The organism is Streptomyces sp. NPDC126503 (assembly GCF_040302405.1).
Lineage (GTDB): Bacteria > Actinomycetota > Actinomycetes > Streptomycetales > Streptomycetaceae > Streptomyces > Streptomyces gulbargensis.
Map to the genome: position 1 here is coordinate 1 of NZ_JBEORS010000019.1, position 26143 is coordinate 26143.

The 26143-nt window shown below is 72.1% G+C and carries 24 protein-coding genes and 1 rRNA gene; 17 read left to right on the forward strand and 8 right to left on the reverse strand.

The window, feature by feature from the left end; genetic code table 11:
- The 9 genes from rrf to ABTY40_RS22850 form a co-directional block, all read left to right on the forward strand.
- Window positions 1–83, forward strand: a 5S ribosomal RNA gene (gene rrf / locus ABTY40_RS22810); the annotation flags it as partial.
- 71 nt (window positions 84–154) lie between these two features.
- A complete protein-coding gene (locus tag ABTY40_RS22815) occupies window positions 155–802 on the forward strand; it encodes an HAD family hydrolase (protein WP_352061216.1) in 648 nt (215 codons plus the stop codon).
- A 43-nt stretch (window positions 803–845) separates the two neighbouring features.
- A complete protein-coding gene (locus tag ABTY40_RS22820; protein ID WP_352061217.1) occupies window positions 846–2048 on the forward strand; it encodes an MFS transporter in 1203 nt (400 codons plus the stop codon).
- Window positions 2017–3192, forward strand: a complete 1176-nt coding sequence (locus ABTY40_RS22825) for an acetoin utilization protein AcuC (RefSeq protein WP_352061218.1) — start codon at window positions 2017–2019, stop codon at window positions 3190–3192. The genes ABTY40_RS22820 and ABTY40_RS22825 overlap by 32 nt, the downstream gene beginning before the upstream one ends.
- Window positions 3193–3277: 85 nt before the next feature.
- The gene (locus tag ABTY40_RS22830) at window positions 3278–4093 is read left to right on the forward strand and encodes a phosphatase (RefSeq protein WP_352061219.1); all 816 of its coding nucleotides are present in this window, start codon (window positions 3278–3280) and stop codon (window positions 4091–4093) included.
- Window positions 4094–4221: 128 nt separating this feature from the next.
- A complete protein-coding gene (locus tag ABTY40_RS22835; RefSeq protein WP_309052275.1) occupies window positions 4222–4431 on the forward strand; it encodes a helix-turn-helix domain-containing protein in 210 nt (69 codons plus the stop codon).
- 142 nt (window positions 4432–4573) lie between these two features.
- The gene (locus tag ABTY40_RS22840; protein WP_003948845.1) at window positions 4574–4672 is read left to right on the forward strand and encodes a 30S ribosomal protein bS22; all 99 of its coding nucleotides are present in this window, start codon (window positions 4574–4576) and stop codon (window positions 4670–4672) included.
- A gap of 137 nt (window positions 4673–4809) precedes the next feature.
- Window positions 4810–5946, forward strand: coding sequence for an NAD-dependent epimerase/dehydratase family protein (locus ABTY40_RS22845; protein WP_352061220.1), 1137 nt, complete (start codon window positions 4810–4812; stop codon window positions 5944–5946).
- A 16-nt stretch (window positions 5947–5962) separates the two neighbouring features.
- Window positions 5963–7000, forward strand: coding sequence for a lysophospholipid acyltransferase family protein (locus ABTY40_RS22850; RefSeq protein WP_352061221.1), 1038 nt, complete (start codon window positions 5963–5965; stop codon window positions 6998–7000).
- A gap of 57 nt (window positions 7001–7057) precedes the next feature.
- Here ABTY40_RS22850 and ABTY40_RS22855 read toward each other — a convergent pair whose 3' ends face one another.
- From ABTY40_RS22855 to ABTY40_RS22865, 3 genes are all read right to left on the reverse strand, one after another.
- Complete coding sequence (locus tag ABTY40_RS22855) at window positions 7058–8332, reverse strand: DUF5667 domain-containing protein (protein ID WP_352061222.1); 1275 nt, start codon at window positions 8330–8332, stop codon at window positions 7058–7060.
- A 351-nt stretch (window positions 8333–8683) separates the two neighbouring features.
- The gene (locus tag ABTY40_RS22860; RefSeq protein ID WP_352061223.1) at window positions 8684–9472 is read right to left on the reverse strand and encodes an ECF subfamily RNA polymerase sigma factor, BldN family; all 789 of its coding nucleotides are present in this window, start codon (window positions 9470–9472) and stop codon (window positions 8684–8686) included.
- Window positions 9473–9883: 411 nt separating this feature from the next.
- Entirely contained in the window at window positions 9884–10873 is a 990-nt protein-coding gene (locus ABTY40_RS22865) for an HAD family hydrolase (protein ID WP_345287275.1), read from the reverse strand.
- Between the two features lie 109 nt (window positions 10874–10982).
- Here ABTY40_RS22865 and ABTY40_RS22870 point away from each other — a divergent pair, with 109 nt between their 5' ends.
- From ABTY40_RS22870 to hemB, 6 genes are all read left to right on the forward strand, one after another.
- Complete coding sequence (locus tag ABTY40_RS22870) at window positions 10983–11264, forward strand: glutaredoxin family protein (protein WP_352061224.1); 282 nt, start codon at window positions 10983–10985, stop codon at window positions 11262–11264.
- A 272-nt stretch (window positions 11265–11536) separates the two neighbouring features.
- On the forward strand, window positions 11537–12352 hold the full coding sequence (locus ABTY40_RS22875; RefSeq protein ID WP_352061225.1) for a redox-sensing transcriptional repressor Rex: 816 nt from the start codon (window positions 11537–11539) through the stop codon (window positions 12350–12352).
- Window positions 12349–13704, forward strand: a complete 1356-nt coding sequence (locus ABTY40_RS22880; protein WP_352061226.1) for a glutamyl-tRNA reductase — start codon at window positions 12349–12351, stop codon at window positions 13702–13704. Before ABTY40_RS22875 ends, ABTY40_RS22880 begins: the two co-directional genes overlap by 4 nt.
- Window positions 13701–14687: a hydroxymethylbilane synthase gene (gene hemC / locus ABTY40_RS22885; RefSeq protein ID WP_352061227.1), complete on the forward strand. Its 987-nt coding sequence runs from the start codon at window positions 13701–13703 to the stop codon at window positions 14685–14687. Before ABTY40_RS22880 ends, hemC begins: the two co-directional genes overlap by 4 nt.
- Window positions 14684–16354 (forward strand): bifunctional uroporphyrinogen-III C-methyltransferase/uroporphyrinogen-III synthase, encoded by a 1671-nt coding sequence (locus ABTY40_RS22890; protein WP_352061228.1) that lies wholly within the window; start codon window positions 14684–14686, stop codon window positions 16352–16354. The genes hemC and ABTY40_RS22890 overlap by 4 nt, the downstream gene beginning before the upstream one ends.
- Window positions 16355–16505: 151 nt before the next feature.
- The gene (gene hemB / locus ABTY40_RS22895) at window positions 16506–17501 is read left to right on the forward strand and encodes a porphobilinogen synthase (protein ID WP_352061229.1); all 996 of its coding nucleotides are present in this window, start codon (window positions 16506–16508) and stop codon (window positions 17499–17501) included.
- A 134-nt stretch (window positions 17502–17635) separates the two neighbouring features.
- On the opposite strand, the gene ABTY40_RS22900 is transcribed toward hemB, so the two are convergent.
- Window positions 17636–18517: an NAD(P)-dependent oxidoreductase gene (locus ABTY40_RS22900; protein ID WP_352061230.1), complete on the reverse strand. Its 882-nt coding sequence runs from the start codon at window positions 18515–18517 to the stop codon at window positions 17636–17638.
- A 196-nt stretch (window positions 18518–18713) separates the two neighbouring features.
- On the opposite strand from ABTY40_RS22900, the gene ABTY40_RS22905 reads away from it, so the two are divergent.
- Window positions 18714–18986: a DUF1876 domain-containing protein gene (locus ABTY40_RS22905; RefSeq protein ID WP_309054139.1), complete on the forward strand. Its 273-nt coding sequence runs from the start codon at window positions 18714–18716 to the stop codon at window positions 18984–18986.
- Window positions 18987–19130: 144 nt separating this feature from the next.
- On the opposite strand, the gene argS is transcribed toward ABTY40_RS22905, so the two are convergent.
- A complete protein-coding gene (argS, locus tag ABTY40_RS22910) occupies window positions 19131–20888 on the reverse strand; it encodes an arginine--tRNA ligase (RefSeq protein WP_352061231.1) in 1758 nt (585 codons plus the stop codon).
- Between the two features lie 164 nt (window positions 20889–21052).
- Here argS and lysS point away from each other — a divergent pair, with 164 nt between their 5' ends.
- On the forward strand, window positions 21053–22825 hold the full coding sequence (gene lysS / locus ABTY40_RS22915) for a lysine--tRNA ligase (RefSeq protein WP_352061232.1): 1773 nt from the start codon (window positions 21053–21055) through the stop codon (window positions 22823–22825).
- A gap of 66 nt (window positions 22826–22891) precedes the next feature.
- On the opposite strand, the gene ABTY40_RS22920 is transcribed toward lysS, so the two are convergent.
- The 3 genes from ABTY40_RS22920 to ABTY40_RS22930 all read right to left on the reverse strand — a co-directional run bounded on the left by ABTY40_RS22920 (window position 22892) and on the right by ABTY40_RS22930 (window position 26040).
- Entirely contained in the window at window positions 22892–24130 is a 1239-nt protein-coding gene (locus ABTY40_RS22920) for a DUF2637 domain-containing protein (RefSeq protein WP_352061233.1), read from the reverse strand.
- Between the two features lie 129 nt (window positions 24131–24259).
- Window positions 24260–24997, reverse strand: coding sequence for a DUF3558 domain-containing protein (locus ABTY40_RS22925; RefSeq protein ID WP_352061234.1), 738 nt, complete (start codon window positions 24995–24997; stop codon window positions 24260–24262).
- Window positions 24998–25086: 89 nt separating this feature from the next.
- Complete coding sequence (locus ABTY40_RS22930; RefSeq protein ID WP_352061235.1) at window positions 25087–26040, reverse strand: DUF3558 domain-containing protein; 954 nt, start codon at window positions 26038–26040, stop codon at window positions 25087–25089.
- Window positions 26041–26143: the final 103 nt, after the last annotated feature.

The following is a 26143-nucleotide window of genomic DNA, read 5'->3' on the forward strand; positions in this document are numbered from 1 at the left end:
ACATTCCGAACCCGGAAGCTAAGCCTTTCAGCGCCGATGGTACTGCAGGGGGGACCCTGTGGGAGAGTAGGACGCCGCCGAACAATTATTGTGGGAAAGCCCCGCACCTTCTGGTGCGGGGCTTTCCTGCGTTCCGGACCCCTAAGGTGTGGTCATGCGCTACGACCTGGTCATCTTCGACAACGACGGGGTGCTCGTCGACAGCGAGCCGATATCGAACCGGCTCCTCGCCGGTTACCTCACCGAGCTCGGGCACCCCACCACCTACGAGGAGTCGGTGCGGGACTACATGGGCTCCGCCATGCACCGCATCCACGAGCTCATCGAGGAGCGGACCGGGCAGCGGCTGCCGGCGGAGTTCGACGACACCTTCCACGCCCGGGTCTTCGCCGCCTTCGAGAAGGAGCTGCGGGCCGTCGCCGGGGCCGCCGAGGTCCTCGGCCGGCTCGCGCGCGAGGAGATCCCGTACTGCGTCGCCTCCTCCGGGAGCCACGAACGCATCCGCGTCGGACACCGCACCGCCGGGCTCGACAGCTGGTTCCGCGACGAGAACATCTTCAGCGCCGAGGACGTCGGCCGGGGCAAGCCCGAACCCGACCTCTTCCTCCACGCCGCCGCCCGCATGGGCGTCGCCCCCGAGCGGTGCGTGGTCGTCGAGGACAGCGGCCTCGGCGTGCGGGCCGCCCTGGCGGCCGGCATGGACGTGTACGGATTCACCGCGATGACTCCCGCCGAGAAGCTTCCCGGAGCCCGCGGGTACCTCCGGAGGATGGAGGAACTGCCCGCCACATTGGGTCTGTGACCGGACTACCCAGCGGTAGGTGCCGGTCCTACGCTGAGCCGCCATGACGGATGCGCGGTTGCGGCGTGGGCGGGTCTCCCTGGCGGTCGCCTTCTTCGTGCAAGGGGTCACCTTCGCCCTGCTCGTGACCCGCATACCGGCCGTCCAGGACCGGTACGGCATATCCGACGGGCTGCTGCCCGCCTTCCTCGCGGCCGTGCCCGTCCTCGCCGGGGTCGCGAGCGTGGTGACCGAGAAGCTCGCCGCCCGCGCCGGGCCCGCCGCCGTGCTGCGGTGGGCCCAGCCCCTCGTCCTCCTGGCACTCCTGGGCGTCGGCGCCGGGAACGAACTGTGGCAGGCGGCCCTCGTCCTCGGCGGGTTCGGGCTCGCCGTCGGCGCCCTGGACGCGGCCATGAACATGCTGGGGGTCAACCTCCAGCGGGCGTACGGGCGGAGCATCATGCTCGGCTTCCACGCCTCGTACAGCCTCGGCGGCATCCTCGGCGCCTCGCTGGCGTGGGCCGGGGCGTACGGGGACCTGACGCTGCTGATGTCGTACCTCCCCGCCGTCGCCGTCCTGCTGCCCGCCGCCCTCGCCGCGAGCCGGTGGTACGCCGACGGGGACCGCGTGCCCGAGGACGGGAGCGGAGCCGGGCGGGCGGCGGGCGGAGTGCCGTTCCGGCTGCTGCTGCCGCTCTGCCTGGTGATGAGCTTCGCGTACATCGGCGACTCCACCGTCTCCAACTGGTCGGCGAAGTACCTCCAGGACGTGCTCGGCGGTTCGGAGGAGCTGGCGACCGTGCCGTACAACGCGTACATGGTGACGACGCTCCTCGGGCGGGCGGTCGGGGACCCGGCCGTGCGGCGGTTCGGGGCGGCCGCCGTGGTGAGGGGCGGGGCCGTCCTCGCGGCCCTCGGGTTCGCGGTGGTGGCGGTGGCGCCGGCGGCCTGGGCGGGGCTCGCCGGGTTCACCGTGCTCGGCCTCGGCCTGAGCGTGCTCGTACCCCAGACCTTCGCCGCCGCCGGGCGGCTGTTCCCCGGCGACAGCGACGCGGCCGTCGCCCGGCTCAACGTCTTCAACTACGTGGGCTTCCTCATCGGCTCACCGCTCGTCGGGGCGCTCGGCGAGGCCTGGAGCTACCGGGGCGCGATGCTCGTGCCGATGGTCCTCGTCCTGGTGACGGTGGTGTACGCCACGTCGTTCGGCGCGCGAGGCGCCCGATACGGTGGCGGGCATGAGCGGCCGCACACTGTTGATGTGGGATGAAGCTGTCACCGGGTACGACTTCGGGCCCGAGCACCCGATGGACCCGGTGCGGCTCGCGCTGACCATGGGACTGGTGCGGGCCTTCGGGCTCGACCGGGCCGTCGACGTGGTGGCCGCCAAGCCCGCCGGGGACTCCACGCTGCGGCTGGTCCACCGCGAGGACTACGTGGCGGCCGTGCGGGCGGCGTCCGCCGAGCCGCGGCGGGCCGACCATGCGTACGGGCTCGGCACGGTCGACGACCCGGCGTTCCCCGGGATGCACGAGGTGTCCGCGCTGATCGCCGGCCAGTCGGTGGGGGCCGCCGAGGCGGTGTGGCGCGGGGAGGCCGCGCACGCGGTGAACTTCGCGGGCGGACTGCACCACGCGATGCCCGGTGCCGCCTCCGGGTTCTGCATCTACAACGACGCCTCGCTGGCCGTCGCCCGCCTCCTCGAGCTCGGTGCCGAGCGCGTCGCGTACGTGGACGTGGACGTGCACCACGGGGACGGGGTGCAGGCGGCGTTCTGGGACGACCCGAGGGTCCTGACGATCTCGCTGCACGAGCACCCGAGGACGCTGTTCCCGCAGACGGGCTGGCCGGAGGAGACGGGTGGGTCCGGAGCGGCGGAGGGCGGGGCGGTGAACCTGGCGCTGCCGGCCGGGACCGGCGACGCCGGCTGGCTGCGGGCCTTCCACGCCGTCGTACCGGAACTGCTCGCGGAGTTCCGGCCGCAGGTGCTCGTCACCCAGCACGGCGCGGACACCCACTTCGAGGACCCGCTGGCCCACCTGGCGGTGTCGCTGGACGCGCAGCGGGCGGTGCAGGAGGCCTGCCACGAACTGGCGCACGCCCACGCGGACGGGCGCTGGGTGGCGCTGGGCGGGGGCGGGTACGCCGTGGTCGACGTCGTGCCCCGGTCGTGGACGCACCTGGTGGGGATCGCGGCGCACGCGCCGGTCGGGCCGGCGTCGGTGATCCCGCCGTCGTGGCGGGACGAGGTGTACGCGCGGACCCGGCAGCGGGGGCCGGAGCGGATGACGGACGGGCGGTGGCCGGTCGGCTTCCGGGACTGGGCCGAGGGTTACGACCCGGCCGACCGGCTCGATCAGTCGGTGCTCGCCACCCGTCGGGCGGTGTTCCCGCTGCGTGGCCTGCTGCCCTGACACGTACCCTCGCAGTTACGCCAACGGTGCGGCGGCGCACGGATTCTGACGTCACGGCAGGTGTTTTCCCGGCAGCATCGGGAGGGTGTTGAGTACCGGGGCGCTGCGGGCGCATCTGTTGGCGGCGGGGTTGGCCGGGACGGTCGCGACGACGCGGGAGGCGAGCCTGCGCAGCTATCGGCTGTTCGCGGCGCGGGACCCCCGGGTGTTGCTCGGTCTCGATCCCGCCGGGGGGTGGGGCGAGGCCGATCTGCTGCGGTTGATGGCCGAGAAGTGCGGGGTGTCGGGTGACCCGTCGCACCGGTCGGGGCTCGACGTCATCGATCCGGAGCGTACGGTGCGCCGGCTCGACGCCTTCGCGGCGCGGCTGGGGGAGGCCGCGGCGCGGCGGGCTCCGGTGCTGTTCGGGACCGGTCATCCGCACCGTCTGCTCGGTTTCTACGTCGCGCTCGCAGACGCTTTGTCGTCGGCGGGATGTCCTGTCCTCACCCCCGCGCAGGGGAGATGTGTCGACATGACGACCCGGTTCGGTCTACGTACGTACGTCCTCGACCACGTACGCGGGGTCGCGTTCGTGCGGGAGCCGGGACCGCCGCCCGACGGGCGTGTGCCGGGGGCGCACTCCCACTCCGCGCTGCCGGTCCGGGCCGCCCTGGAGAGCGCGGCCGAGTCCGGCGGGCCGCTGCCCGAGCTGGTGATCGGCGACCACGGATGGGTCTGCGGCGCAGGTCAGCTGGGTATCGAAGCCATCGGGCTCGCCGATACGGATGATCCCGCGCTGTTCGTCGGAGAGGCGGAGGGGCAGGTGTCCGTGGCCGTACCGGTGGACGACGGCGTGCGCTCCGCCTCCTACCGCCCCCTCACGCGCTATGTACTCAATCGAGCGTGTCTGTCACGGTAAACAGCCGAAGGTGGCTCCTCTTCCCCACTCGTACCACCCGCCCCTAGTCTGGGTGTGAGCGCTCGGCGACGAAGAGTCACCGGAGGGGAAGCCGGTGGGCGTCGCGTAGCGGAAGGTACAGGTGGGTCATGGCTGCTGCTGAACGGCCTCTCAACGAGGTCAAGTTTCTGACCGTGGCGGAAGTCGCCTCGGTGATGCGCGTGTCCAAGATGACCGTGTACCGCTTGGTGCACAGCGGTCATCTGCCGGCGATCCGGGTGGGCAGGTCCTTCCGGGTCCCGGAACAGGCGGTTCACGAGTACCTGAGGGAGTCCTTCGTGGGGGTGGGGACCGCGTAGCGAGCGCGCGGCCGAACGGTTGGTGAGCTGAGTCCGGCCCTCGGATTACGAGCGCGGTGCTCGGGACGGTAGGCTAGGCCGACGTAGGTCGTGTGGGCCCAGACGCCCCGCACCGAGTGAGAAGAAGTGAGCGAGGGTAGTCGTGGGCTCTGTTATCAAGAAGCGGCGCAAGCGGATGGCCAAGAAGAAGCACCGCAAGCTGCTCAAGCGCACGCGCGTGCAGCGTCGCAACAAGAAGTAAGCGACGGCTGCGAGCGCAGCTTTTCGTGCGTGAGACGTGGCTCTCCACCTTTCCGGTGGAGGGCCACGTTTTTATTGCGCCGCGATCCGGAAGCGCTACGGTGGCGACCAACGGAACACGGACGGAAGGCGCTGATCTTGGGCAAGGTCGTGCTCGTCACCGGGGCCGCCCGGCAGCTCGGGGGCCGCTTCGTACGCCGGATCCAGGGGGACCCGGAGGTGGAGCGGGTGGTGGCCGTCGACGCGGTCGAGCCGGTCCACCCCCTGGGGGACGCCGAGTTCGTACGGGCGGACATCCGGCGCCCCGCCATCGCGAAGGTCCTGGCCGAGCACGAGGTCGACACGGTCGTCCACATGGACGTCACCGGGACGGCGCTCGGCGGCGGCGGCCGTACGTCGGTCAAGGAGACCAACGTCATCGGGACGATGCAGCTCCTCGGGGCCTGCCAGAAGTCGCCGCGCGTCAGCCGGCTCGTGGTCAAGTCCAGTACGAACGTGTACGGCTCGGCGCCCCGCGACCCGGCCGTCTTCACCGAGTCCACCGCCGCGAAGTCGCTGCCCAGTGGCGGTTTCGCCAAGGACGCCGTCGAGGTGGAGGGGTATGTGCGGGGCTTCGCCCGGCGCCGCCCGGACGTCGCCGTGTGCGTGCTGCGGTTCGCGAACATCCTCGGGCCCCGGGCCGACTCCCCGCTGGCCGAGTACCTGTCGCTGCCGGTCCTGCCGACCGTGTTCGGCTACGACCCCAGGCTCCAGTTCGTCCACGAGGACGATGTGATCGACGTGCTGCGCCTGGTGGCGCACGAGTCGCGCCGGGCGGGCCTGAACAGCGGCACCTTCAACATCGCGGGTGACGGGGTGCTGCTGCTCTCCCAGTGCGCGCGGCGGCTCGGCCGGCCGACCGTGCCGGTGCTGCTGCCGGCGGTCACCTGGGTGGGCTCGGCCCTGCGCGCCATCGGTGTGACGGACTTCGCGCCGGAACAGATCCGGCTCCTGACGCACGGCCGGGTCGTCTCGACCGTCCAGATGCGCGAGGTGCTCGGCTTCGCGCCCCGCTACACCACGGCGGAGGCCTTCGCCGACTTCGCGCGCAGCCGCGGGGCGGGACTGCTGCCGCCGGAGCTGCTCGCCGGGGCGGTGGACCGGCTCGCGGACCGGCTGGCCGTTCCCGCCACTCCGTACGAGGCCTCGTCGGCCCGGCGCGTCACCGTTCCCGCGCCGGCCTCTCCGGCCTCTCCGACTTCCCCTGCTTCGCCCCCCTTCCACGACGGCGCCTGAGGAGAACTGGACAGCGATGGCGGACGCCAAGGTCATTCCGTTCGACGACGACCGTTCGCGGGCCCGGCGGCGGCCCTCCCGGGCCGAGGGCGAGGCGGCGGCCGTACGGGCCCTGCCAGCGCCGCTGCGGGCGCCCTCCCGGCCCGCGGGGCCCCCGGAGCCGGAGGAGGCCCCGGACGCGGGGGAAGGGACGCCGACGGCCCGTTCCGGGGGCGGCGGCTGGGAGCGCCGGCTCGCGAGCGGGCTCGCCTTCCTGCGGCGGCGGGTCACCGGGGAGTACGAGGTCGACGAGTTCGGCTACGACGAGGAGCTGACCGACCAGGTCCTCATGTCGCTGCTGCGCCCGGTGTTCGAGAAGTACTTCCGGGTGGAGGTGAAGGGCGTCGAGAACATCCCGGCCGAGGGCGGGGCCCTCGTCGTCGCCAATCACTCCGGGACGCTGCCGCTGGACGGGCTGATGATGCAGGTCGCCGTCCACGACCACCATCCCGCGGGGCGGCACCTGCGGCTGCTCGCCGCGGACCTGGTGTTCGTCCTTCCGGTCGTCAACGAGCTGGCCCGCAAGGCCGGGCACACCCTGGCCTGTGCGGAGGACGCGGAGCGGCTGCTGCGGGCGGGCGAGATCGTGGGGGTGATGCCGGAGGGCTTCAAGGGGATCGGCAAGCCCTTCGGGGAGCGGTACAAGCTCCAGCGGTTCGGGCGGGGCGGCTTCGTCTCGACAGCGCTGCGCGCGGGCGTGCCGATCGTGCCCTGCTCGATCGTGGGGGCGGAGGAGATCTACCCCATGATCGGCAACGCGAAGACGCTGGCGCGTCTGCTGGGATTCCCGTACTTCCCGCTCACGCCGACGTTCCCGTGGCTGGGGCCGCTGGGGATGGTGCCGCTGCCGACGAAGTGGACGATCCAGTTCGGGGAGCCGATCGCGACGGGTGACCATCCGCCGGAGGCGGCGGAGGACCCGATGCTGATGTTCAACCTGACGGATCAGGTACGGGAGCAGATCCAGCACACGCTGTACAAGCTGCTGGTGCAGCGGCGGTCGGTGTTCTTCTGAGGGCCGCTGTACGGCGGAAGGGGCGCCCCCGTGGCCGGGGGCGCCCCTTCCGCCTTCTCAGTGCGCGTCCTCGCTGTCGATGCCGAGGCCTGGCAGCAGGCCCGGCAGGAGCGGCGGGAGTGTCACGTCCGGCTGCTCCGGGATCGCTTCCTCGACCGGCGGGGCTGTCGGGGAGCCCGTCGGGGAGGGTTTGAGAATGCCACCGGTGCCGCCGCCGAGGAGCCCGTCGTCCTCGGGTGACGTGGTGCCGCTGTCCGGGGCGGGGGCGGTGCCCTGTCCCGGTCCCGCCCCGGTGCTCGTACCGGAGCCCGGAGTGCTGTCCGAGGGGCGCGGGCCGGCGGAGTCGCCGCCCGCCGACGGGGACGCCCCGGTCGTGGGTGGCTGATGGGTGTCGGTGCCCTGGGGGCTGCCGCCCGGGGCGTGGGTGCTGGTGCCGGGGCTCGGGGACCCGACCGCGCCCTTCTCGGGGGTGCGGGGCAGCACGGACTGGAGCGGCTCGACGTCTTCGTTTATGGCGTCGAAGACGTCCGTCACCTCGCTGCCGACGTCGGCGAGCTGCACGGGCAGCCGCTCGCGCAGGCCGTCCCAGGTGTCCCGGTGGGCCTGGGCGAAGGAGCTGAGCCGGGCCATGGGGGCGATCTCGCCGTCCCGCTGGTACGCCTGGCGGAGCAGGCGGTGGCCCTCGACGGCGTCGTGCTTCATGCCGCCCAGGACCCGGCGGATCTCGGCGAGGGACTCGTGGTCGAGGTCGCCGGAGCGGCCCCGCTCCATGAGCCGGCGGGCCTCGTTCAGCCGGGTGGAGGCCTGGTCGAGGTAGATGCCGCCGCGGTCGGCGTCGTCGTCCGCCATCCCCAGCTTGATGTCCTCCATGCCCCGCTTGAGCCCGTAGAGCGAGTCACCGGGCAGGGCGTCGGAGCTGGCAGCGGCCACTCCGCCGAAGGCGCCCGCGGCCACACCGACCGTGAGTCCGCCTGCGGCGAGGCCCTTGGTCCAGCGGGAGCGGGGGCGGAGTTTGCGCAGCGGGGAGGCCCGGTGGGCTCCCTTGCCGCTCGTCCGCTGCTCCGGCACGGTAGGGCCCGCGGCGGCGGTTCCTTCCGCGAGCATCGCTTCCATGGCGGCCACGAGCTGGGCTCGCTGCACCACCTTGACCTCGGGGTCCATCTGCGGTTTCGGCAGTTCGCCGAGCCCGCTCGCCAAGGCCAGCAGTCGCCCCTGCTCGGCCGGTTCGGCCGGGGCCTCGGGCTGCTCGGCCGCCGCGCCCTCGGACGTCCGGTCCTCCAGGGCCTGGGCGAAGGCGTTCGCCCGCCGGTGCGCCGATACGTTCGCGATCACTGGCGGCACCTCCTCTCGTCATGACGGTCGACTCCCCTCGGGGTCCGGAAGGTTGCACACCTTGAGCACATCCACACGAACGAGTGAGTGTCTGCGGGCAGGGCGTGACCACAGGGAGCCTGCATTTCGCACAACGAGCGGCGCGGCACTTGGGTTACGCGCGAAGGATGATCGGACCAGTCCGTCATGAGGGCGTCACCGACTGTGAGTTGGGAGGGCAGTGGTGGCGTGGGGGGAGGGGGCCCGGGAGGGGCGGTGAGGGGACGTGGGACGGGAAGGTGGCGGGCCCCTCCGGGGGTCGGAAGGGTTCCGCGAAGGGGACGGGTGTGGGGGGCGCGTGGGGACGCGGGGTCAGCGGGCGTCGTCCGGGAGGAGGCGGGCCAGGGTCCGGACGGCGCGGTACTGGAGGGTCTTGATGGCGCCTTCGTTCTTCCCCATGACGCGGGCGGTCTCGGCGACCGACAGGCCCTGGAGGAAGCGGAGGGTCACGCACTCCTGCTGCTGGGGGTTGAGGCGGCGGACCGCGTCGAGCAGGGCGGCGTTGGAGAGGGACTCGAGGACGGAGTCCTCCGGGCTGCGTTCGACCTCGTTGGCGTCGAGCATCTCGCCGGTGGTGACTTCGAGGCGGAAGCGGCTGGACTTGAAGTGGTCGGCGACCAGGTTGCGGGCGATGGTGACGAGCCAGGCGCCGAAGTCGCGGCCCTGCCAGGTGAAGGTGGAGATCCGGCGCAGGGCGCGCAGGAACGTCTCGCTGGTGAGGTCTTCCGCGGTCGCCTTTCCGCCGACGCGGTAGTAGATGTAGCGGTAGACGGTGTCGCTGTACTGGTCGTACAGGCGCCCGAAGGCCTCGGCCTCGCCCGCCTGGGCGCGCTCGACCAGGTCCATCATGCGGGCGCTGTCGCTGTCGGCGGTGGGGCGGCGGGCGGCGGTCGAGGTTCCGGCGCCGCGGGCGCTCCGTCTGCCCACGGCGGCCCCGCCGTCGGCCAGGGCATAGCAAGGGCCGGCGGGTGCCGGTGCGGCGAAGGCGAAGGCGGGGACGGGGCCGGCGTACGCGGTGGGGACGAAGCCGCGCAAGTGGTCGAGGACCGTTGCGCGCAGCGTAGCCAGGCCCGAGGTGTCAACCCCGACGTGTGGGTACACGGGACTCCCAGAGGCAGAGCTTCCATCACGTGCAGTGCGGGACCGTTCACTCGTCGTGGCGACGCGAGGGTTCCGCTGTGCGTCTGAGGAGAATAACGCTTCGTACAGGGAGCGCTACACCCAGTTGCTCAAATCATCGATTCCGTCGTATCCGTTACTACTTGACGACAGATCGGAGCGGGATTGATGACCGGTTATTGATCGGTTTGCTTCCGAGTGTGATCGCGTGGGCGCTGCGTTGTGCTCAAGTGCGGAGCGGGGGAGTGATCGGCGCCGCTGCTGGGTAAGGGGGCGGGAATGCCTGGTGGTCGACCTGTGCGGTGGTGTTCGACCACGGACGGGTGAGGGCGTCCGGTCCGGGGTTGTCGCAGATGATCGCAGCCGAAACGTATCGGCGGGGAGACGGCCGGATCAGCGGCGGCGGCGGTGCAGGGCGACCGCGGCCGCCGTACCGCCGGCCACGGCGCCCAGGCCCGCGGCGGCCGGGATGCCGACCTTGGCCGCCTTGCGGCCGGTCCGGTAGTCCCGCAGCCGCCAGTCGCGCTCCTTGGCGTGCTTGCGCAGCTTGGCGTCCGGGTTGATGGCGTACGGGTGCCCGACGAGCGAGAGCATCGGGATGTCGTTGTGGGAGTCGCTGTACGCGGCGCAGCGGGCGAGATCGAGTCCCTCGGCGGCGGCGAGCGCCCGTACCGCCTCCGCCTTGGCGGGGCCGTGCAGGGGTTCGCCGACGAGCTTGCCGGTGTAGACGCCGTCGACGGACTCGGCGACCGTGCCGAGCGCGCCGGTCAGGCCGAGGCGGCGGGCGATGATCGTGGCGGTCTCGACGGGGGCGGCCGTGACGAGCCAGACCTTCTGGCCCGCGTCCAGGTGGGCCTGGGCGAGGGCGCGGGTGCCGGGCCAGATGCGGCCGGCCATGTACTCGTCGTAGATCTCCTCGCCGATCGACATCAGCTCGGAGACGCGGTGGCCCTTGACGATGGACAGGGCGCTCTCGCGGGCGTCCTGCATGTGGTCGGGGTCCTCGACGCCGGCCAGCCGGAACCAGGTCTGCTGCCAGGCGAAGCGGGCGAGCTCCCGGCGCTGGAAGAACTTCCGCTTGTAGAGGCCGCGGCCGAGGTGGAAGATCGCGGCGCCCTGCATGACGGTGTTGTCGAGGTCGAAGAAGGCGGCGGCGTGGACGTCCCCGGCGACGGGGAACTCCGGTTCGGCGGGCCCGGTGGCCTCCTCCTCCCGCTCCTGTTCCAGCTGGAGGGAGGTCTTGCGCGCCGCTTCGGCGGCGGCCTCGCCGGCCAGGACGCTGCGGGCCGTGGCGGAGCGCCCGCGGCGGGTGAGCCATCCCCAGCGAGGGGGAGTCCCGTAGGGGTTCCAACCGGGGCGGTGGTCGGGCGACGGGAGGGACATGCTGTGAGCATAGCCAGTCCGTTCGGAACTTCCCGACTTGTGGGACTGCGGAGGCGTGAACACCGGGTGACTCCCTCGGTGGCCGGGGACCGGGCGGGCGGCGCGCAGAATGGACGGCATGTTCGGACGGACGAAGAAGAAGGATCCCGCGTCGCCCCGCACCGTGACACTGATCGGCAAGCCGGGGTGTCACCTCTGCGACGACGCCCGCGCGGTGATCGAGGCGGTCTGCGCCGAGACCGGGGCGGTCTGGGAGGAGAAGGACATCACGCGCGACGAGGCGCTTCACCGGGCGTACTGGGAGCAGATCCCCGTCGTCCTGGTCGACGGCGAGCAGCACACCTTCTGGCGGGTGGACGCCGAGCGGCTCCGGCGTGAACTGGGTGGGTGACCGAAACCCGGTTACCATCGTGGACGTTTTGTTGGGTTTCGGGGGCGGGCTCGTGAGGAGAGTGTGCGGCTTTGCCCCCTTCGGGATGTCAACGCTCCGCGGTGCTCCGCGGTTCCGTCATACAGGGAACCGGCCGCGTGACCCCGGTCACTTTGGGCAGACAAATCGGACACCATCTTTGTGCACGCGTTCACAAAGACATAGCCTGCTGTCGACGGGGCGGTCTTGGGACATATGGCCGCCTAAAGCCCCGCTCATCCCGCAGGAGCACCGTGGCAACTGGCCGAACTCACCGACCGGCGACCCGTAGCCGAGGAATTCCCGAGGCCACCGTCGCCCGGCTTCCGCTGTACCTGCGCGCCCTCACCGCGCTGTCGGAACGCTCCGTACCCACGGTCTCCTCCGAGGAGCTCGCGGCCGCGGCCGGCGTCAACTCCGCGAAGCTGCGCAAGGACTTCAGCTACCTCGGCTCGTACGGCACCCGTGGTGTCGGTTACGACGTCGAGTACCTCGTCTACCAGATCTCCCGGGAACTGGGCCTGACCCAGGACTGGCCCGTGGTCATCGTCGGCATCGGAAACCTCGGCGCGGCCCTCGCCAACTACGGCGGGTTCGCCTCGCGCGGCTTCCGCGTCGCCGCGCTGATCGACGCCGACCCGGCGATGGCGGGCAAGCCGGTCGCCGGCATGCCCGTGCAGCACACGGACGACCTCGAGAAGATCATCGAGGAGGACCGGGTCTCCATCGGCGTCATCGCCACCCCGGCCGGCGCCGCCCAGCAGGTCTGCGACCGGCTCGTGGCCGCCGGGGTCACCTCCATCCTGAACTTCGCCCCCACCGTGCTCTCGGTGCCCGACGGCGTGGACGTCCGGAAGGTCGACCTGTCGATCGAGCTCCAGATCCTCGCCTTCCACGAGCAGCGCAAGGCGGGCGAGGAGCCGGGCGCCGACACCGCGGCGGCGTCCGCAGGCGAGGCGGCCGGTGCCCCCGCCGCCGCGGCCGTCGTGCCGCCGGCCCCCCGTGGCACCACGGGTGGCAGCGGCCGCAAGGGACCCGACGGGGACGTCCCCGCCGTGATGCCGGCATGAGCCTCCTCGTCGTCGGCCTCAGCCACCGCAGCGCCCCGGTCTCCATCCTGGAGCGGGCCGCGCTGTCGGCGGACGCCCAGGTCAAGCTGCTCCAGGACACCCTCGCCGCCGAGCCGGCCGCCGAGGGCGCCGTCCTCGCCACCTGCAACCGCATCGAGCTCTACGCCGACGTGGACAAGTTCCACGCCGGTGTCGCCGAGCTGTCCACGCTGCTGGCCCAGCACAGCGGAGTCGGGCTGGAGGAGCTCACTCCGTATCTCTACGTGCACTACGAGGACCGGGCCGTCCACCACCTCTTCTCGGTGGCCTGCGGCCTGGACTCCATGGTCGTCGGCGAGGGCCAGATCCTCGGTCAGATCAAGGACGCCCTCGCCCTCGGGCAGGAGCTGCACACCGCGGGCCGCCTCCTGAACGACCTGTTCCAGCAGGCGCTGCGGGTCGGCAAGCGCGCCCACAGCGAGACCGGGATCGACCGGGCCGGGCAGTCGCTCGTCACCTTCGGTCTCGAGCAGCTCGCCGAGGGGCCCGACGTCGAGACCTGGGCCAAGGGCAAGAAGGCCCTGGTCATCGGCGCCGGCTCGATGTCCTCGCTCGCCGCCGCCACCCTGGCGCGCAACGGGGTCTCCGAGATCGTCGTCGCCAACCGCACCACGGCCCGCGCCGAGCGGCTCGTACAGATCCTCACCGAGCCCGGTGGTACGGGAGTGGCCGCGCGCGCGGTCCCGATGGTTGCCGTCGGCGACGAACTGACCCGTGCCGACGTCGTCGTCTCCTGCACCGGCGCCACCGGACTCGTCCTCACCGGCGAGGCCGTCGAGGCGGCGGTGGCGGTCCGCGCGACCCCGCTCGCCCTGCTCGACCTCGCCATGCCGCGCGACATCGACGCCGCCGCCCACCGCGTCGCCGGTGTCCGGCTCGTCGACATCGAGTCGCTCGCCGAGGCCTCAGCCGACGCGCCCATGGCCGCCGACGTCGACCAGGTGCGGGGCATCGTCTCCGACGAGGTCGCCGCCTTCGGCGCCGCCCAGCGCGCCGCCCACATCACGCCGACCGTGGTCGCCCTGCGCACCATGGCCGCCGATGTGGTCGCGGGTGAGATGGCCCGCCTGGAAGGGCGGCTCCCCGGTCTCGACGAGAAGCAGCGCGCCGAGATCACCCAGACCGTGCGACGCGTGGTGGACAAGCTCCTGCACGCGCCGACCGTGCGGGTCAAGCAGCTGGCCAGTGAGCCCGGCGGCGCCGGGTACGCCGACGCGCTGCGGACACTCTTCGACCTCGACCCGCAGACGGTGGCCTCCGTCAGCCGGGCCGACCTGAATGACGCCGACGTCAAGAACCGAGGGCGAGTATGACCGAGAGGGCACTGAGGCTCGGGACCAGGCGCAGCAAGCTCGCCATGGCCCAGTCCGGGCACGTGGCCGACGCCGTCCGGCAGCTGACCGGCCGGCCCGTCGAGCTCGTGGAGATCACGACGTACGGGGACACCTCCCGGGAGCACCTCGCGCAGATCGGCGGCACCGGCGTCTTCGTCGCCGCCCTGCGCGACGCGCTGCTGGCCGGTGAGGTGGACTTCGCCGTCCACTCCCTGAAGGACCTGCCGACCGCCCAGCACCCCGATCTGGTGCTGGCCGCGATCCCGCGCCGCGAGGACCCGCGCGACGTGCTGATCGCCCGCGAGGGCGTCACGCTCGACCGGCTGCCGCAGGGCGCCCGGATCGGCACCGGTTCGCCGCGGCGCATGGCCCAGCTGCACGCCTACGCGCGCAGCCACGGTCTGGAGGTCAGCTGCGTCCCGATCCGGGGCAACGTCGACACCCGGGTCGGCTACGTCCACAGCGGGGAGCTGGACGCGGTGGTTCTCGCCGCGGCCGGTCTCAACCGCATCGGAGGGACCGCCGAGCTCCTCGGCACCCTGTCGCACGACGCCCTGTCGGTCGACGCGGTCCTGCCCGCCCCCGGTCAGGGGGCCCTGGCGGTCGAGTGCCTGGCGTCGAACGCCGAACTCGTCGCCGCGCTCGCGCCTCTCGACGACCCGCGCACGCGGGCCGCCGTGACCGCCGAGCGATCCCTGCTCGCCGCTCTGGAGGCCGGCTGCTCCGCACCCGTGGGTGCGCTGGCCGATCTGCTGACCGACGACCCCGGTCACGGGCAGGTTGTCACCGAAATGCGCCTGCGCGGCGTCGTCGGCACCACCGACGGCTCGACGCTGGTGCAGCTGTCCACCACCGGTTCCGTACCCACCTCGCACGACGAGGCGGTGGCTCTCGGACGCGAACTCGCGGACGAGATGCTCGCCAAGGGCGCGGCCGGTCTTATGGGGGAGCGAGCACATTGAACCCCACCAGCCCGACCACCAGCCCCGTCTCCCCGGCCCTCGCGGGCCACGGACACGTCACGTTCCTCGGCGCAGGCCCGGGCGATCCCGGGCTTCTGACCCTGAGGGCCGTGGAGGCCCTCGCCGGGGCGGACGTCCTGATCGCCGAGCCGGACGTCCTCGACGTCGTCCGCTGCCATGCGCGCGCGGGCGTGAGCACGCCGGAGCTGACGGTCGTTGACGAGTCGTCAACAGCCGCCGGTGTCCCCGTGTTGAGGGATGCGGCCAATCTTGTCATGGAGGCCGCGCGGGGCGGCAGGCGGGTCGTCCGTGCGGTGACCGGCGACCCCGGCCTGGACGGGAACGCGGGCGCCGAGATGCTCGCCTGCGCCGCCGAGGGCATCCCCTTCGAGGTCGTCCCCGGTGTCGCCACCGCCGTCGGCGTGCCGGCGTACGCCGGTGTGCCGCTGCGTGACGCGCAGGGCACCGACGTGCGCTTCGTCGACGCCCGCACCGCCGACGACCGGTGCTGGGCGGAGGTCGGCGCCTCCGACGGGACCGTGGTCGTCTCCACGTCCCTGGACTCGGTGGCCGCGGCCGCCGGCGAGCTGGTGGCGGCGGGGCGTAAGCCGGACACCCCGCTCACCGTCACCATCGCCGGTACGACCACCCGGCAGCGCACCTGGAACGCGACGCTCGGGACCATCGCCCAGGTCTTCAAGCAGGGCAAGGTCCTGCCCTCGCCCGAGGGCCACCGGCCGGTGATAGCCGTGGTCGGTGAGCGCAGCGCCGCCGCGCAGCGGGACCAGCTGTCCTGGTTCGAGTCGAAGCCCCTCTTCGGGTGGCGGGTGCTCGTGCCGCGCACCAAGGAGCAGGCCGCCTCGCTCTCCGACCAGCTGCGTTCGTACGGGGCCGTGCCCCACGAGGTGCCCACGATCGCCGTGGAGCCGCCGCGTACCCCGCAGCAGATGGAGCGCGCGGTCAAGGGCCTGGTCACCGGGCGCTACGAGTGGATCGCCTTCACCTCGGTGAACGCCGTCAAGGCGGTGCGCGAGAAGTTCGAGGAGTACGGGCTCGACGCCCGGGCCTTCGCCGGGATCAAGGTGGCGGCGGTCGGCGAGCAGACGGCCGCGGCGCTGGTGGACTTCGGTGTGAAGCCGGACCTGGTGCCCAGCGGGGAGCAGAGCGCCGCCGGTCTGCTGGAGGACTGGCCGCCGTACGACCCGGTCTTCGACCCGATCGACCGTGTCTTCCTGCCGCGCGCGGACATCGCGACGGAGACGCTGGTGGCCGGGCTCATCGAGCTGGGCTGGGAGGTCGACGACGTCACCGCCTACCGGACCGTGCGGGCCTCGCCGCCTCCGGCGGACACCCGTGAGGCGATCAAGGGCGGTGGGTTCGACGCGGTGCTGTTCACCTCGTCGTCCACGGTGCGGAACCTGGTCGGCATCGCCGGCAAGCCCCACAACGTGACCGTGATCGCCTGTATCGGCCCGGCGACCGCCAAGACGGCGGAGGAGCACGGCCTGCGGGTCGACGTGCTGTCGCCGGAGCCGTCGGTGCACAAGCTGGCCGAGGCGCTGGCCGAGTTCGGGCTGCGGCGGCGGGCCGCCGCGCTGGAGGCGGGTGACCCCGTGACGCGTCCGAGCGAGCGCCGTCCGGGTGCGCGCAGGCGGCGCACCACGTAGGCGCGACAGCGGTTCCGGTCAGCGGTTTCGGCGGGGTGCGGGCCCTCGGGGAGGGCCCGCACCCCGCCGCTTTTCCGTCCTCCTGCCCGTGGGCGTCCGGCTCAACACCGTGTCGGTAAGTGCACGGGGGCCGCGGGCGTAGCCTCGGGGCATGAACTCGTACGGATCCTTTCCCGGGGCGCGGCCGCGGCGGCTGCGGACGACGCCTGCCATGCGACGGATGGTGGCCGAGACCCGGCTGCATCCCGCCGACCTGATCCTTCCCGCGTTCGTGCGCGAGGGGATCACCGAGCCCGTTCCGATCGCGGCCATGCCCGGTGTCGTCCAGCACTCGCGGGACACCCTGCGGAAGGCGGCCGTGGAGGCGGTGGCGGCGGGGGTCTCCGGGATCATGCTGTTCGGGGTGCCCGAGGAGGCGAAGAAGGACGCCGCGGGGACGGCCGGCACGGACCCGGACGGCATCCTGCAGGTGGCGATCAGGGACGTGCGCGCCGAGGTCGGCGACGAGCTGGTGATCATGTCGGACCTGTGTCTCGACGAGTTCACCGACCACGGCCACTGCGGGGTCCTGGACGCCGAGGGCCGGGTCGACAACGACGCCACGCTGGAACGTTACGCCGAGATGGCGCAGGTCCAGGCCGACGCCGGCGTCCACGTCGTCGGCCCGTCCGGGATGATGGACGGCCAGGTCGGCGTCGTCCGCGACGCCCTGGACACCATCGGCAAGGAGGACGTCTCCATCCTCGCCTACACGGCCAAGTACTCCTCGGCCTTCTACGGTCCCTTCCGGGAGGCCGTCGGTTCCTCGCTCACCGGTGACCGCAAGACCTACCAGCAGGACCCGGCCAACCTGCGCGAGTCGCTGCGCGAGCTGGCCCTGGACCTGGAGGAGGGCGCGGACATGGTGATGGTGAAGCCCGCCGGCCCGTACCTCGACGTGCTGGCGAGGGTCGCCGAGGCCGTGGACGTGCCGGTCGCCGCGTACCAGATCAGCGGGGAGTACGCGATGGTCGAAGCGGCGGCCGAGAAGGGCTGGATCGACCGGGACCGGGCGATCCTGGAGACCCTCACCGGCATCCGGCGGGCCGGGGCGGGGATGATCCTCACGTACTGGGCGACCGAGGCCGCCCGCATGATCGGACGCTGACCGCGCCCCGTGGGCCGTACCGGGCTCCGCACAGCCCGGCGCGGACGCGTGCGGGACCTGGGTGGTGACCCGCCGATCGGGCCGGGGGAGGAAGCCGGCGCGACCGGCGGGACACCACCCGAGGGGGCCGGGGGTTACTTCCCGGCCTTGAGCATCTCCGCCAGGCGGGAGAGGCCGTCCGCCGCGTGGCCCTCGGCGATCGAGCGGTCCAGCAGGGCCTGGAAGGGCTCGAACAGCTCGGAGCTGACGCCCTGGGCGGCGAAGGTCTCCAGGAAGTTCGGGAACGCCGACTGGTTCACCGCCAGGCTCGACACGTCGGTGAGGTGCTCACCGGAGTCGATCGCCTGGGCGATGCCCGGGACGATCCCCAGCATGGCCTGGATCCACTCGACCAGCGGGCCGCTGAACTCCTCGGCGCGGATGTTCTCGGTGCGGACCAGGGCCAGCGCCTGCACCACGCCGATGATCATGCCGTACATGCCGGTGAGCAGACCGAGGTCGTGCAGGGCGGCGAAGCCCGGGTCCGTGCCCGTCCAGCGGGTGCCGCCGAGGGCGGCCAGGGTCGCCTCGTGCTCCTTGTACGCCTCCTCGTCACCGCTGTAGAAGACGTACGCGTGGGGGCCGGCGATCATCTGCGGGACGGCCATGATGCCGCCGTCCACGTAGCGGCCGCCGCGCTCCGTGACCTGCTCCGAGAGCGCGCGGGCCTGCGCCGGGGTGCCGTTGGTGAGGTTGACGACGGTGCGGCCCGCCAGGGACTCGGGAAGCGTCGCGAGCAGCTCGCCCACGTTGTCGTTGGTCAGCAGGCAGAGGATGACCAGGGGGCCGGCCTCGACGGCCTCCGTCGCCGTGCCGGCGGGCTTGGCGCCCTGGGCGACGAGCGGGCCGGTCTTGGAGGCCGACCGGTTCCACACGGTGACCTCGTGGCCGGCCTTCAGGAAGGCCGAGGCCAGGGCGCTCCCCATCAGGCCGAGGCCGAGGACGGAGACGCGGGCAGCCGGGGTGTTCTCAGGCATGGGACATGACTCCAGTGACGAGGATGAGGGGGAGGAGCCGCCCTCGCGGCTCGCTTTCGATCATCGTCGGGGGCGTCTTGCCCCACAAGTACCGACTTTTCCCTCAGGAACGCACCGATTGGTAAGGAACGGCGGGGCGGCGCACCCTGGAGAAGTACGAGCGCCGACAGGTACCTCGCCGGAGGTGGTCCTCATGATGCACACCCTCGTGGGATGGCATGTGGAGATGGAGTTCAAGGAGGAGGGCGACCGGACGCGGGCGGCGGCCATGGTGCGGCTCACCGACGGTACGGAGTTCCGTGCCCACGGAACGGCGAATCGACACCCTTCCGACCCCGAGCAGTTGCGGGTGGGGGAGGAGATCGCCGGGGCGCGGGCCCTCATGGACCTCGCCTCCCAGCTGTTGCAGAAGGCCCACACGGAGATCGACGAGGTCTCCGGACGCACCTCGCACCCGATCCCCCGCTGACCCCGTAGGGGCGGACACGCCGCCGTACGGCCGCGGAGGGAGCCTTCCGGGCGGTCCCCGGGTACGACGGGACGCCGGAAGGCCCCGGTACGGATCACGAGGTCCGTACCGGGGCCTTCCGGTGCCGTGTCGTGCGGGTGGGCGTCAGAGGCGCTCGGGGGTGCGGATGCCCAGGAGCGCCATGCCCCGGTGGAGCGTCCGGGCGGTCAGCTCGCACAGGAACAGACGGTTCTCCACCTGCTCCGCCGTGTCCGCCTTCAGCACCGGGCACTCCGAGTAGAACGTCGTGTACAGCGACGCCAGCTGGTAGAGGTACGCCGCCAGCTTGTGCGGCGCGTACTCGGCGGCGGTCTCGGCCACCAGCTCGCCGAAGGCGTCCAGGTGCAGACCGAGCGCGCGCTCCGAGGGCGCGAGCGCCAGCTCCGGGTGCGCGGCCGGCTTGGCGTCCCCGGCCTTGCGGAGGATCGACTGGATCCGCGCGTACGCGTACTGCAGGTACACCGAGGTGTCGCCGTTCAGCGAGACCATCTGGTCCAGGTCGAACTTGTAGTCACGGGCGGCCGAGGTCGACAGGTCCGCGTACTTCACCGCGCCGATGCCCACCTGGGCGCCGCGCTCGGCGATCTCCTCCTCCGTGAGGTCCTGGGCCTTCTCGCGGACCACGGCCGAGGCGCGGTCGATCGCCTCGTCCAGCAGGTCCACCAGCCGGACCGTCTCGCCCTCACGCGTCTTGAACGGCTTGCCGTCCTTGCCGAGGACCGTGCCGAAGGCCAGCTGGACCGCCTTCACGTCCTCGTTCAGCCAGCCGGCCCTGCGGGCGGTCTCGAAGACCATCCGGAAGTGCAGCGCCTGCCGGGCGTCCACCACGTACAGCAGCGTGGACGCCTTCAGGTTCTGCACCCGGTCCCGGATCGCGGACAGGTCGGTCGCCGCGTACCCGAAGCCGCCGTCCGACTTCTGGACGATCAGCGGGGTCGGGTTGCCGTCCGGGCCCTTGATGTCGTCGAAGAAGACGCACAGCGCGCCCTCGGAGCGGACCGCGACACCCGACTCCTCCAGGAGCCGGCACGTCTCGTTCAGCATGTCGTTGTAGCCCGACTCGCCGACGATGTCCTCGTCGCGGATGTCCATGTCGAGCTTCTCGAAGACGGAGAAGAAGTAGATCTTCGACTCGTCGACGAACCTCTGCCAGGTGGCGAGCGTCCGCGGATCACCGGCCTGGAGGTCGACCACCCGGCGCCGGGCCCGGGTCTTGAACTCCTCGTCGGCGTCGAACAGCCGGCGCGCCGCCTTGTAGAGGCGGTCCAGGTTGGACATCGCCTCCTCGCCGGTGATCTCGGCGTCCTTGTGGTCCAGCTCGTGCGGGTGCTCCTCCAGGTACTGGATGAGCATGCCGAACTGGGTGCCCCAGTCGCCGATGTGGTGGCGCCGGACCACCTTCTCGCCGGTGAACTCCAGGATCTCCACCATCGCCGCGCCGATCACGGCGGACCGCAGGTGGCCGACGTGCATCTCCTTGGCCACGTTCGGCTGGGCGTAGTCGATGACCGTCGTGCCGGCCGACTCGTTGAACGGCACGCCGAGCCGGTCGTCCGCCGCGCGGGCCGCGAGCGTGCGCACGATGGCCGCGTCGGTGACGGTGATGTTCAGGAAGCCGGGGCCCGAGACCTCGATCTCGCCGAGGACGTCGTTGGCCGGGATGGCCTCGACGACCTTCGTCGCGAGCTCCCGCGGGTTGCCCTTCAGCCGCTTGGCGAGCGCCAGGATGCCGTTGGCCTGGAAATCGGCCCGGTCGCTTCGTCGCAGCAGCGGGTCGGCGGACCCGGCCTCCGGCAGGGCTGCCGAGAGGCCTTCCGCGAGGCGCTGCTGCACGGTCGAAGCGAGGGAAGGGACCGAGGCCATGAGCTTCCGTTCCTGTTGTCGTGTCGGGGTGGGCGATTTCGCTTGTCAAGTGTCCCACGGGCGGGCAACGTGTTTTCTCCCCCGGCCCCCTCGCCTGTGGACGGACCCGACCGGTGGACTCCGGCCTGTGGACAACCTCGGAGCGGCTCGCTCCGTCTGGGAGAATGGCCGGCGTAAGGCGTTGCGGGCATACCAGAAAGAAGGACGTACCGACCGTGGCTCAGAGCAGCACCGAGACCGACTGGGTCTCCCGTTTCGCGGACGAGGTCATCACCGAGTCGGAGCGACGTGCGCCTGGCAAACCGGTCGTCGTCGCCTCCGGCCTCTCCCCGTCCGGTCCCATCCACCTCGGCAACCTGCGCGAGGTCATGACCCCGCACCTGGTCGCCGACGAGATCCGCCGCCGGGGACACGAGGTCAGGCACCTCATCTCCTGGGACGACTACGACCGCTACCGCAAGGTGCCCAACGGTGTCGAGGGCATCGACGAGAGCTGGGCCGAGCACATCGGCAAGCCGCTGACGTCGGTCCCGGCGCCGGCCGGTTCGCCGCACCCGAACTGGGCCGAGCACTTCAAGGCGGCCATGGTCGAGGCGCTGGCGGAGCTCGGCGTGCCCTACGAGCCGATCAGCCAGACCGAGCAGTACACCTCCGGCGTCTACCGCGAGCAGATCCTGCACGCCATGCGCCACCGCGCCGACATCGACGCGATCCTCGACCAGTACCGCACCAAGAAGGCCCCCAAGAAGCAGTCCCAGAAGCCGGTCGACGAGGCCGAGCTGGAGGCCGCCGAGGGCTCCGGCGCGGCGGCCGAGGACGACGGCTCGGGCGGCGGCGCCGGCTACTTCCCGTACAAGCCGTACTGCGGGCGGTGCGAGAAGGACTTCACCACCGTCACCTCCTACGACGACGACACCACCGAGCTGGGCTACACCTGCTCGGCGTGCGGCTTCGCGGAGACCGTCAAGCTCAGCGAGTTCAACCGCGGCAAGCTGGTGTGGAAGGTCGACTGGCCCATGCGCTGGGCCTACGAGGGCGTGATCTTCGAGCCCTCGGGCGTCGACCACTCCTCGCCCGGCTCCTCCTTCCAGGTCGGCGGCCAGATCGTCCGCATCTTCGACGGCGTGCAGCCCATCGGCCCGATGTACGCCTTCGTCGGCATCAGCGGCATGGCCAAGATGTCCTCCTCGAAGGGCGGCGTGCCCACCGCGGCGGACGCGCTGAAGATCATGGAGCCGCAGCTCCTGCGCTGGCTCTACGCCCGCCGCAAGCCCAACCAGTCGTTCAAGATCGCCTTCGACCAGGAGATCCAGCGCCTCTACGACGAGTGGGACAAGCTGGAGGCCAAGGTCGCGGACGGCTCCGTGCTCCCCGCGGACGCCGCGGCGCACTCCCGGGCCGCCCGCACGGCCGCCGGAGAGCTGCCCCGCACGCCGCGCCCGCTCCCGTACCGGACGCTCGCCTCGGTCGTCGACATCACCGCCGGCCACGACGAGCAGACCCTGCGGATCCTGACCGACCTCGACCCGGAGAACCCGGTCACCAGCCTGGACGAGGTCCGCCCGCGGCTCGACCGGGCCGAGAACTGGATCACCACCCAGGTCCCGGCCGACCAGCGCACCATCGTTCGCGAGGAGCCCGACACCGAGCTGCTCGCCTCGCTGGACGAGGAGGGCCGCACCTCGCTGCGGCTGCTCCTGGAGGGCCTGGACACCCACTGGTCGCTGGACGGGCTCACCACGCTCGTCTACGGCGTTCCGAAGGTCATGGCCGGTCTCACCCCCGAGGCCAAGCCCACTCCCGAGCTGAAGGTCGCCCAGCGCGCCTTCTTCGCCCTGCTCTACAAGCTCCTGGTGAGCCGTGAGACCGGGCCGCGCCTGCCCACCCTGCTCCTCGCCGTGGGCGCGGACCGGGTGCGCAAGCTGCTCGGTTCCTGACCGTACGCGCAAGGGCCGCCGTCCGAAGCCGGGCGGCGGCCCTTCCGTGTGTCCGATCGCCCGCCGTCAGGGCGTGTCGACCTCTTCGCGCGTGCGCAGCACCCGCTCGCGGGCGCCGGGGATCGCGGCCCGCAGCCGCCCCAGCTCCTCGTCCGGGAACTCCTCCAGGCCGTACTCGCGCGCCACGTCCCGCGCCAGCTCCGCCTCCTCGGGGAAACGGTCCTGCTCCGTCACGTAACGCCAGCTCACCTTGTGGACGACCTCCTCGAACTCGTCCACCGGCGCCTGCGGCTCCTCCACGTACTCCGGATACGGGACGAACTCCTCCGGTCCCGGCGGCGGAAGGTCCTCCGGTCCCTGCGGGACGGGCACCGGCGTCGGCTCCAGGCCCTCCACGATCTGCGGGTTGTACGTGCCCTCGTACGACTCCTTCGAGATCTGCTGCGCGTCGAACCAGGGGCTCTCGTGGTTCACCGGGGCCATCTGCGGCAGCTCCTGGCGCTCCCCGGGCTGCCGGGCAGCGGTCCCGGCCGCGCCGGCCGGTCCGGCCGCCGCGCCCACCGGAGCCGGAGCCGCGTTCACCGCCGCCGGCAACTGCTGCTGCGGCGCCGGCGGCAGCAGCTGCGGCTCCACACCGGCCGCCGCCAGACCCGCCGCCGCCGTCTCCGCCAGTGGCACCCCGTACCGCGCGAGGCGCAGCGGCATCAGCGCCTCCACGGGGGCCTTGCGCCGCCATCCCCGCCCGTACCGGGCCTGGAGCCGCGCCTGGTAGATCATCCGCTCCTGCTCCAGCTTGATCACCTGCTCGTACGAGCGCAGCTCCCACAGCTTCATCCGCCGCCACAGCCGGAACGTCGGCACCGGGGAGAGCAGCCAGCGCGTCAGCCGGACGCCCTCCATGTGCTTGTCGGCCGTGATGTCGGCGATCCGCCCCACCGCGTGCCGGGCGGCCTCCACGGCCACCACGAAGAGGACGGGGATCACCGCGTGCATCCCGACGCCGAGCGGATCCGGCCAGGCCGCCGCGCCGTTGAACGCGATGGTGGCCGCCGTCAGCAGCCAGGCCGTCTGCCGCAGCAGCGGGAACGGGATCCGGAGCCAGGTCAGCAGCAGGTCCAGGGCGAGCAGGACACAGATGCCCGCGTCGATGCCGATCGGGAAGAAGTAGGAGAAATCGCCGAAACCCTTGTGCACCGCGAGCTCACGCACGGCGGCGTAGGAACCGGCGAAGCCGATCCCCGCGATGATCAGCGCACCGCCGATCACGAGGCCGATGAGTATTCGGTGTGTGCGTGTCAGCTGCATCGCGGCCACCCGCGATCCCCTCCCGTCGATCCACATCCGGCGCGCACAGACTGGCACACGCGCGCGGAGCCCGGCCTCCGGGGGAGGGCCGGGCTCCGTTCGCCTGTGCCACTCTGCGCGGGTTCGTGACTACTTGTTGGCCGCGGCCACCGCGGTGACGGCTTCCTTGGCCGCCTTCACGGCGCCGTCCATGATCGCCTTCTCGGTGGGTGTGGCGGCACCGGCGTACCCGGCGCCGTTGTACGACAGCAGCACCAGCACGTTGCCCGTGCGCGCCACGATCGAGGCGTACACGAAGTCCTCGTCCGTCTTGTGCACCTGGTACGCCACGGAGGTGGCCTCGTCGCCGATGCCGGTGGCCGGCGCCGTCTTCAGCTTCTTCGCGCCCGGCGTCGCCTGGACCTTCGCGAGCTCCTTGGCGAGGTTCTCCCGCGCGCGCTCCTGGCCGCTGCCGAGCGACGGGTCCGACTCGTACCGGTAGAAGGACACGTCCAGCCAGCGGTACTGCGAGCCCTTGACGCCCTTGTCGTCCAGGCCGTTCCAGGCGCAGCCGCCCCGGCTGGTGAGGTCGGTGGAGGCCGCCGCGGTGCCCTTCTTGTTCTTCGCCTTGGGGACGAGCGAGGCCGTGGTCTTCTCGGTGATCGCCTTGCAGGCCTGGGGCAGCTCGGCGAACTTCGCCGGCTCGACCGTCGGGGTCGGCGAGGGCGTGGCGGACGAGGACGCGGAGGCGGAGGCCGAGGCCTTGTCCTGGGCGGAGCCGGCACCGGCGCCGCCGTCGGAGTCCGAGGAGCAGCCGGTGGCGACGAGCATCACAGGGACGGCTGCGCAGGCGAGGATGCGGGAGAGACGCGGGGCTGATCGCTGCATGGTTCCTTCAGTCGCTTGTCGTACGGTCCGGTCCGGCTGTCGCCACACGTTACGTGGTCGCCGCGCGCTCACGGAGCGGAGGCGAGCGGCTACTCCTCCAGGCGTTCGGCGAGCAGCCGGGCGAGGTTCCGGGCCTTTTCCTGCAGTTCCCCGCTGTCGGGGGCCTCGGCGGAACGGGCGGTCCGCTCCTGATAGGTGACGGTGACGATGACGTTGGATGTGCGGAACACCACGCTCACGACCCGCTGGCGGGCGCTGGCGCCGACGGGGCGGAGCACGTCGTCGAGGAACGCGGCGTCCCCGAGCCCGTCGAGGACGCGGGGCTCCAGGCCGGTGGAGGTCGCGGTGGGGGTGGGGGGCGCCGTGGGCGTGGCGGGCCGGCTCGCCGTGGGGCCGGTGGTGCCCGTGGGGGCGGCCGAGGCGGTCGCCCCCACGGCGGGGGCTTCGCCGGAGGCGTGGGCCACGGGAGTGACCGCCGGGGTGCCGGGAACGGTGGTGCCGCCGGGGCCGGTGGGGGGTGCGGGGCTCGTGGGCGGCGTGGTGGGAGGCGGGGCCGTCGGCGGGAGGGGGATGTCCGCGGCGGTCTGCTTGCGGACGAGCACCTCCTGAGCCCGGGTGTCGTCGCTCACGGCGGGGTCGTAGGAGACCACCCGCTCGACGTCGAGGACGAGCCGGTGCGAGGCGTCGGGGGTGTCGGCCTTCCAGGCGCAGCCGACGCGCCGGTCGGTGTCGTACGTGACGGCGGCGGTGCCGCGGTACGCCTTGGCGCGTTCGGGGTCGGGCAGGGCGGCGGCGCCCGGGAGGAGGTCCTTGAGGGTGGCCTGCGGAACGGAACCGCAGGGCTCGAAGAGGGTCCGGTAGCGGCCGGGGGGCGCGGCGGCGGCGGCCGGGCCGGCCTTGGCGTCGACGGTGACGTCCTCCGCCGTGGCGCCGGCGGAGCAGCCGGTGAGGCCGATGCCGAGGCCGAGCGCGAGGAGGGCGGCGGTGCGGGCGGTGCTCCCGGCGCGGCCGGGAAGGCCGGGGAGGCACCTCTTTCGCTGCACGGTCTCAGGCTCCCTTCCGCCGAAGTCTTTCCCGAAAACTGTTTGCCGCTCGGTCCCTGCTGGTGGACACAATGTCTATCGCACACGCAGCTGTTGATGCCGG

Coding starts and splice junctions, on each gene's coding strand:
- ABTY40_RS22865 (WP_345287275.1), bottom strand. CDS start 10,873: ATGTCCCTCCCGTCGCCCGACCACCGCCCCGGTTGGAACCCCTACGGG.
- ABTY40_RS22880 (WP_352061226.1), top strand. CDS start 12,349: ATGAGCCTCCTCGTCGTCGGCCTCAGCCACCGCAGCGCCCCGGTCTCC.
- argS (WP_352061231.1), bottom strand. CDS start 20,888: ATGGCCTCGGTCCCTTCCCTCGCTTCGACCGTGCAGCAGCGCCTCGCG.
- ABTY40_RS22850 (WP_352061221.1), top strand. CDS start 5,963: ATGGCGGACGCCAAGGTCATTCCGTTCGACGACGACCGTTCGCGGGCC.
- hemB (WP_352061229.1), top strand. CDS start 16,506: ATGAACTCGTACGGATCCTTTCCCGGGGCGCGGCCGCGGCGGCTGCGG.
- hemC (WP_352061227.1), top strand. CDS start 13,701: ATGACCGAGAGGGCACTGAGGCTCGGGACCAGGCGCAGCAAGCTCGCC.
- ABTY40_RS22900 (WP_352061230.1), bottom strand. CDS start 18,517: ATGCCTGAGAACACCCCGGCTGCCCGCGTCTCCGTCCTCGGCCTCGGC.
- ABTY40_RS22825 (WP_352061218.1), top strand. CDS start 2,017: ATGAGCGGCCGCACACTGTTGATGTGGGATGAAGCTGTCACCGGGTAC.
- ABTY40_RS22815 (WP_352061216.1), top strand. CDS start 155: ATGCGCTACGACCTGGTCATCTTCGACAACGACGGGGTGCTCGTCGAC.
- ABTY40_RS22905 (WP_309054139.1), top strand. CDS start 18,714: ATGCACACCCTCGTGGGATGGCATGTGGAGATGGAGTTCAAGGAGGAG.
- ABTY40_RS22835 (WP_309052275.1), top strand. CDS start 4,222: ATGGCTGCTGCTGAACGGCCTCTCAACGAGGTCAAGTTTCTGACCGTG.
- ABTY40_RS22920 (WP_352061233.1), bottom strand. CDS start 24,130: ATGCAGCTGACACGCACACACCGAATACTCATCGGCCTCGTGATCGGC.
- ABTY40_RS22820 (WP_352061217.1), top strand. CDS start 846: ATGACGGATGCGCGGTTGCGGCGTGGGCGGGTCTCCCTGGCGGTCGCC.
- ABTY40_RS22925 (WP_352061234.1), bottom strand. CDS start 24,997: ATGCAGCGATCAGCCCCGCGTCTCTCCCGCATCCTCGCCTGCGCAGCC.
- ABTY40_RS22870 (WP_352061224.1), top strand. CDS start 10,983: ATGGACGGCATGTTCGGACGGACGAAGAAGAAGGATCCCGCGTCGCCC.
- lysS (WP_352061232.1), top strand. CDS start 21,053: ATGGCCGGCGTAAGGCGTTGCGGGCATACCAGAAAGAAGGACGTACCG.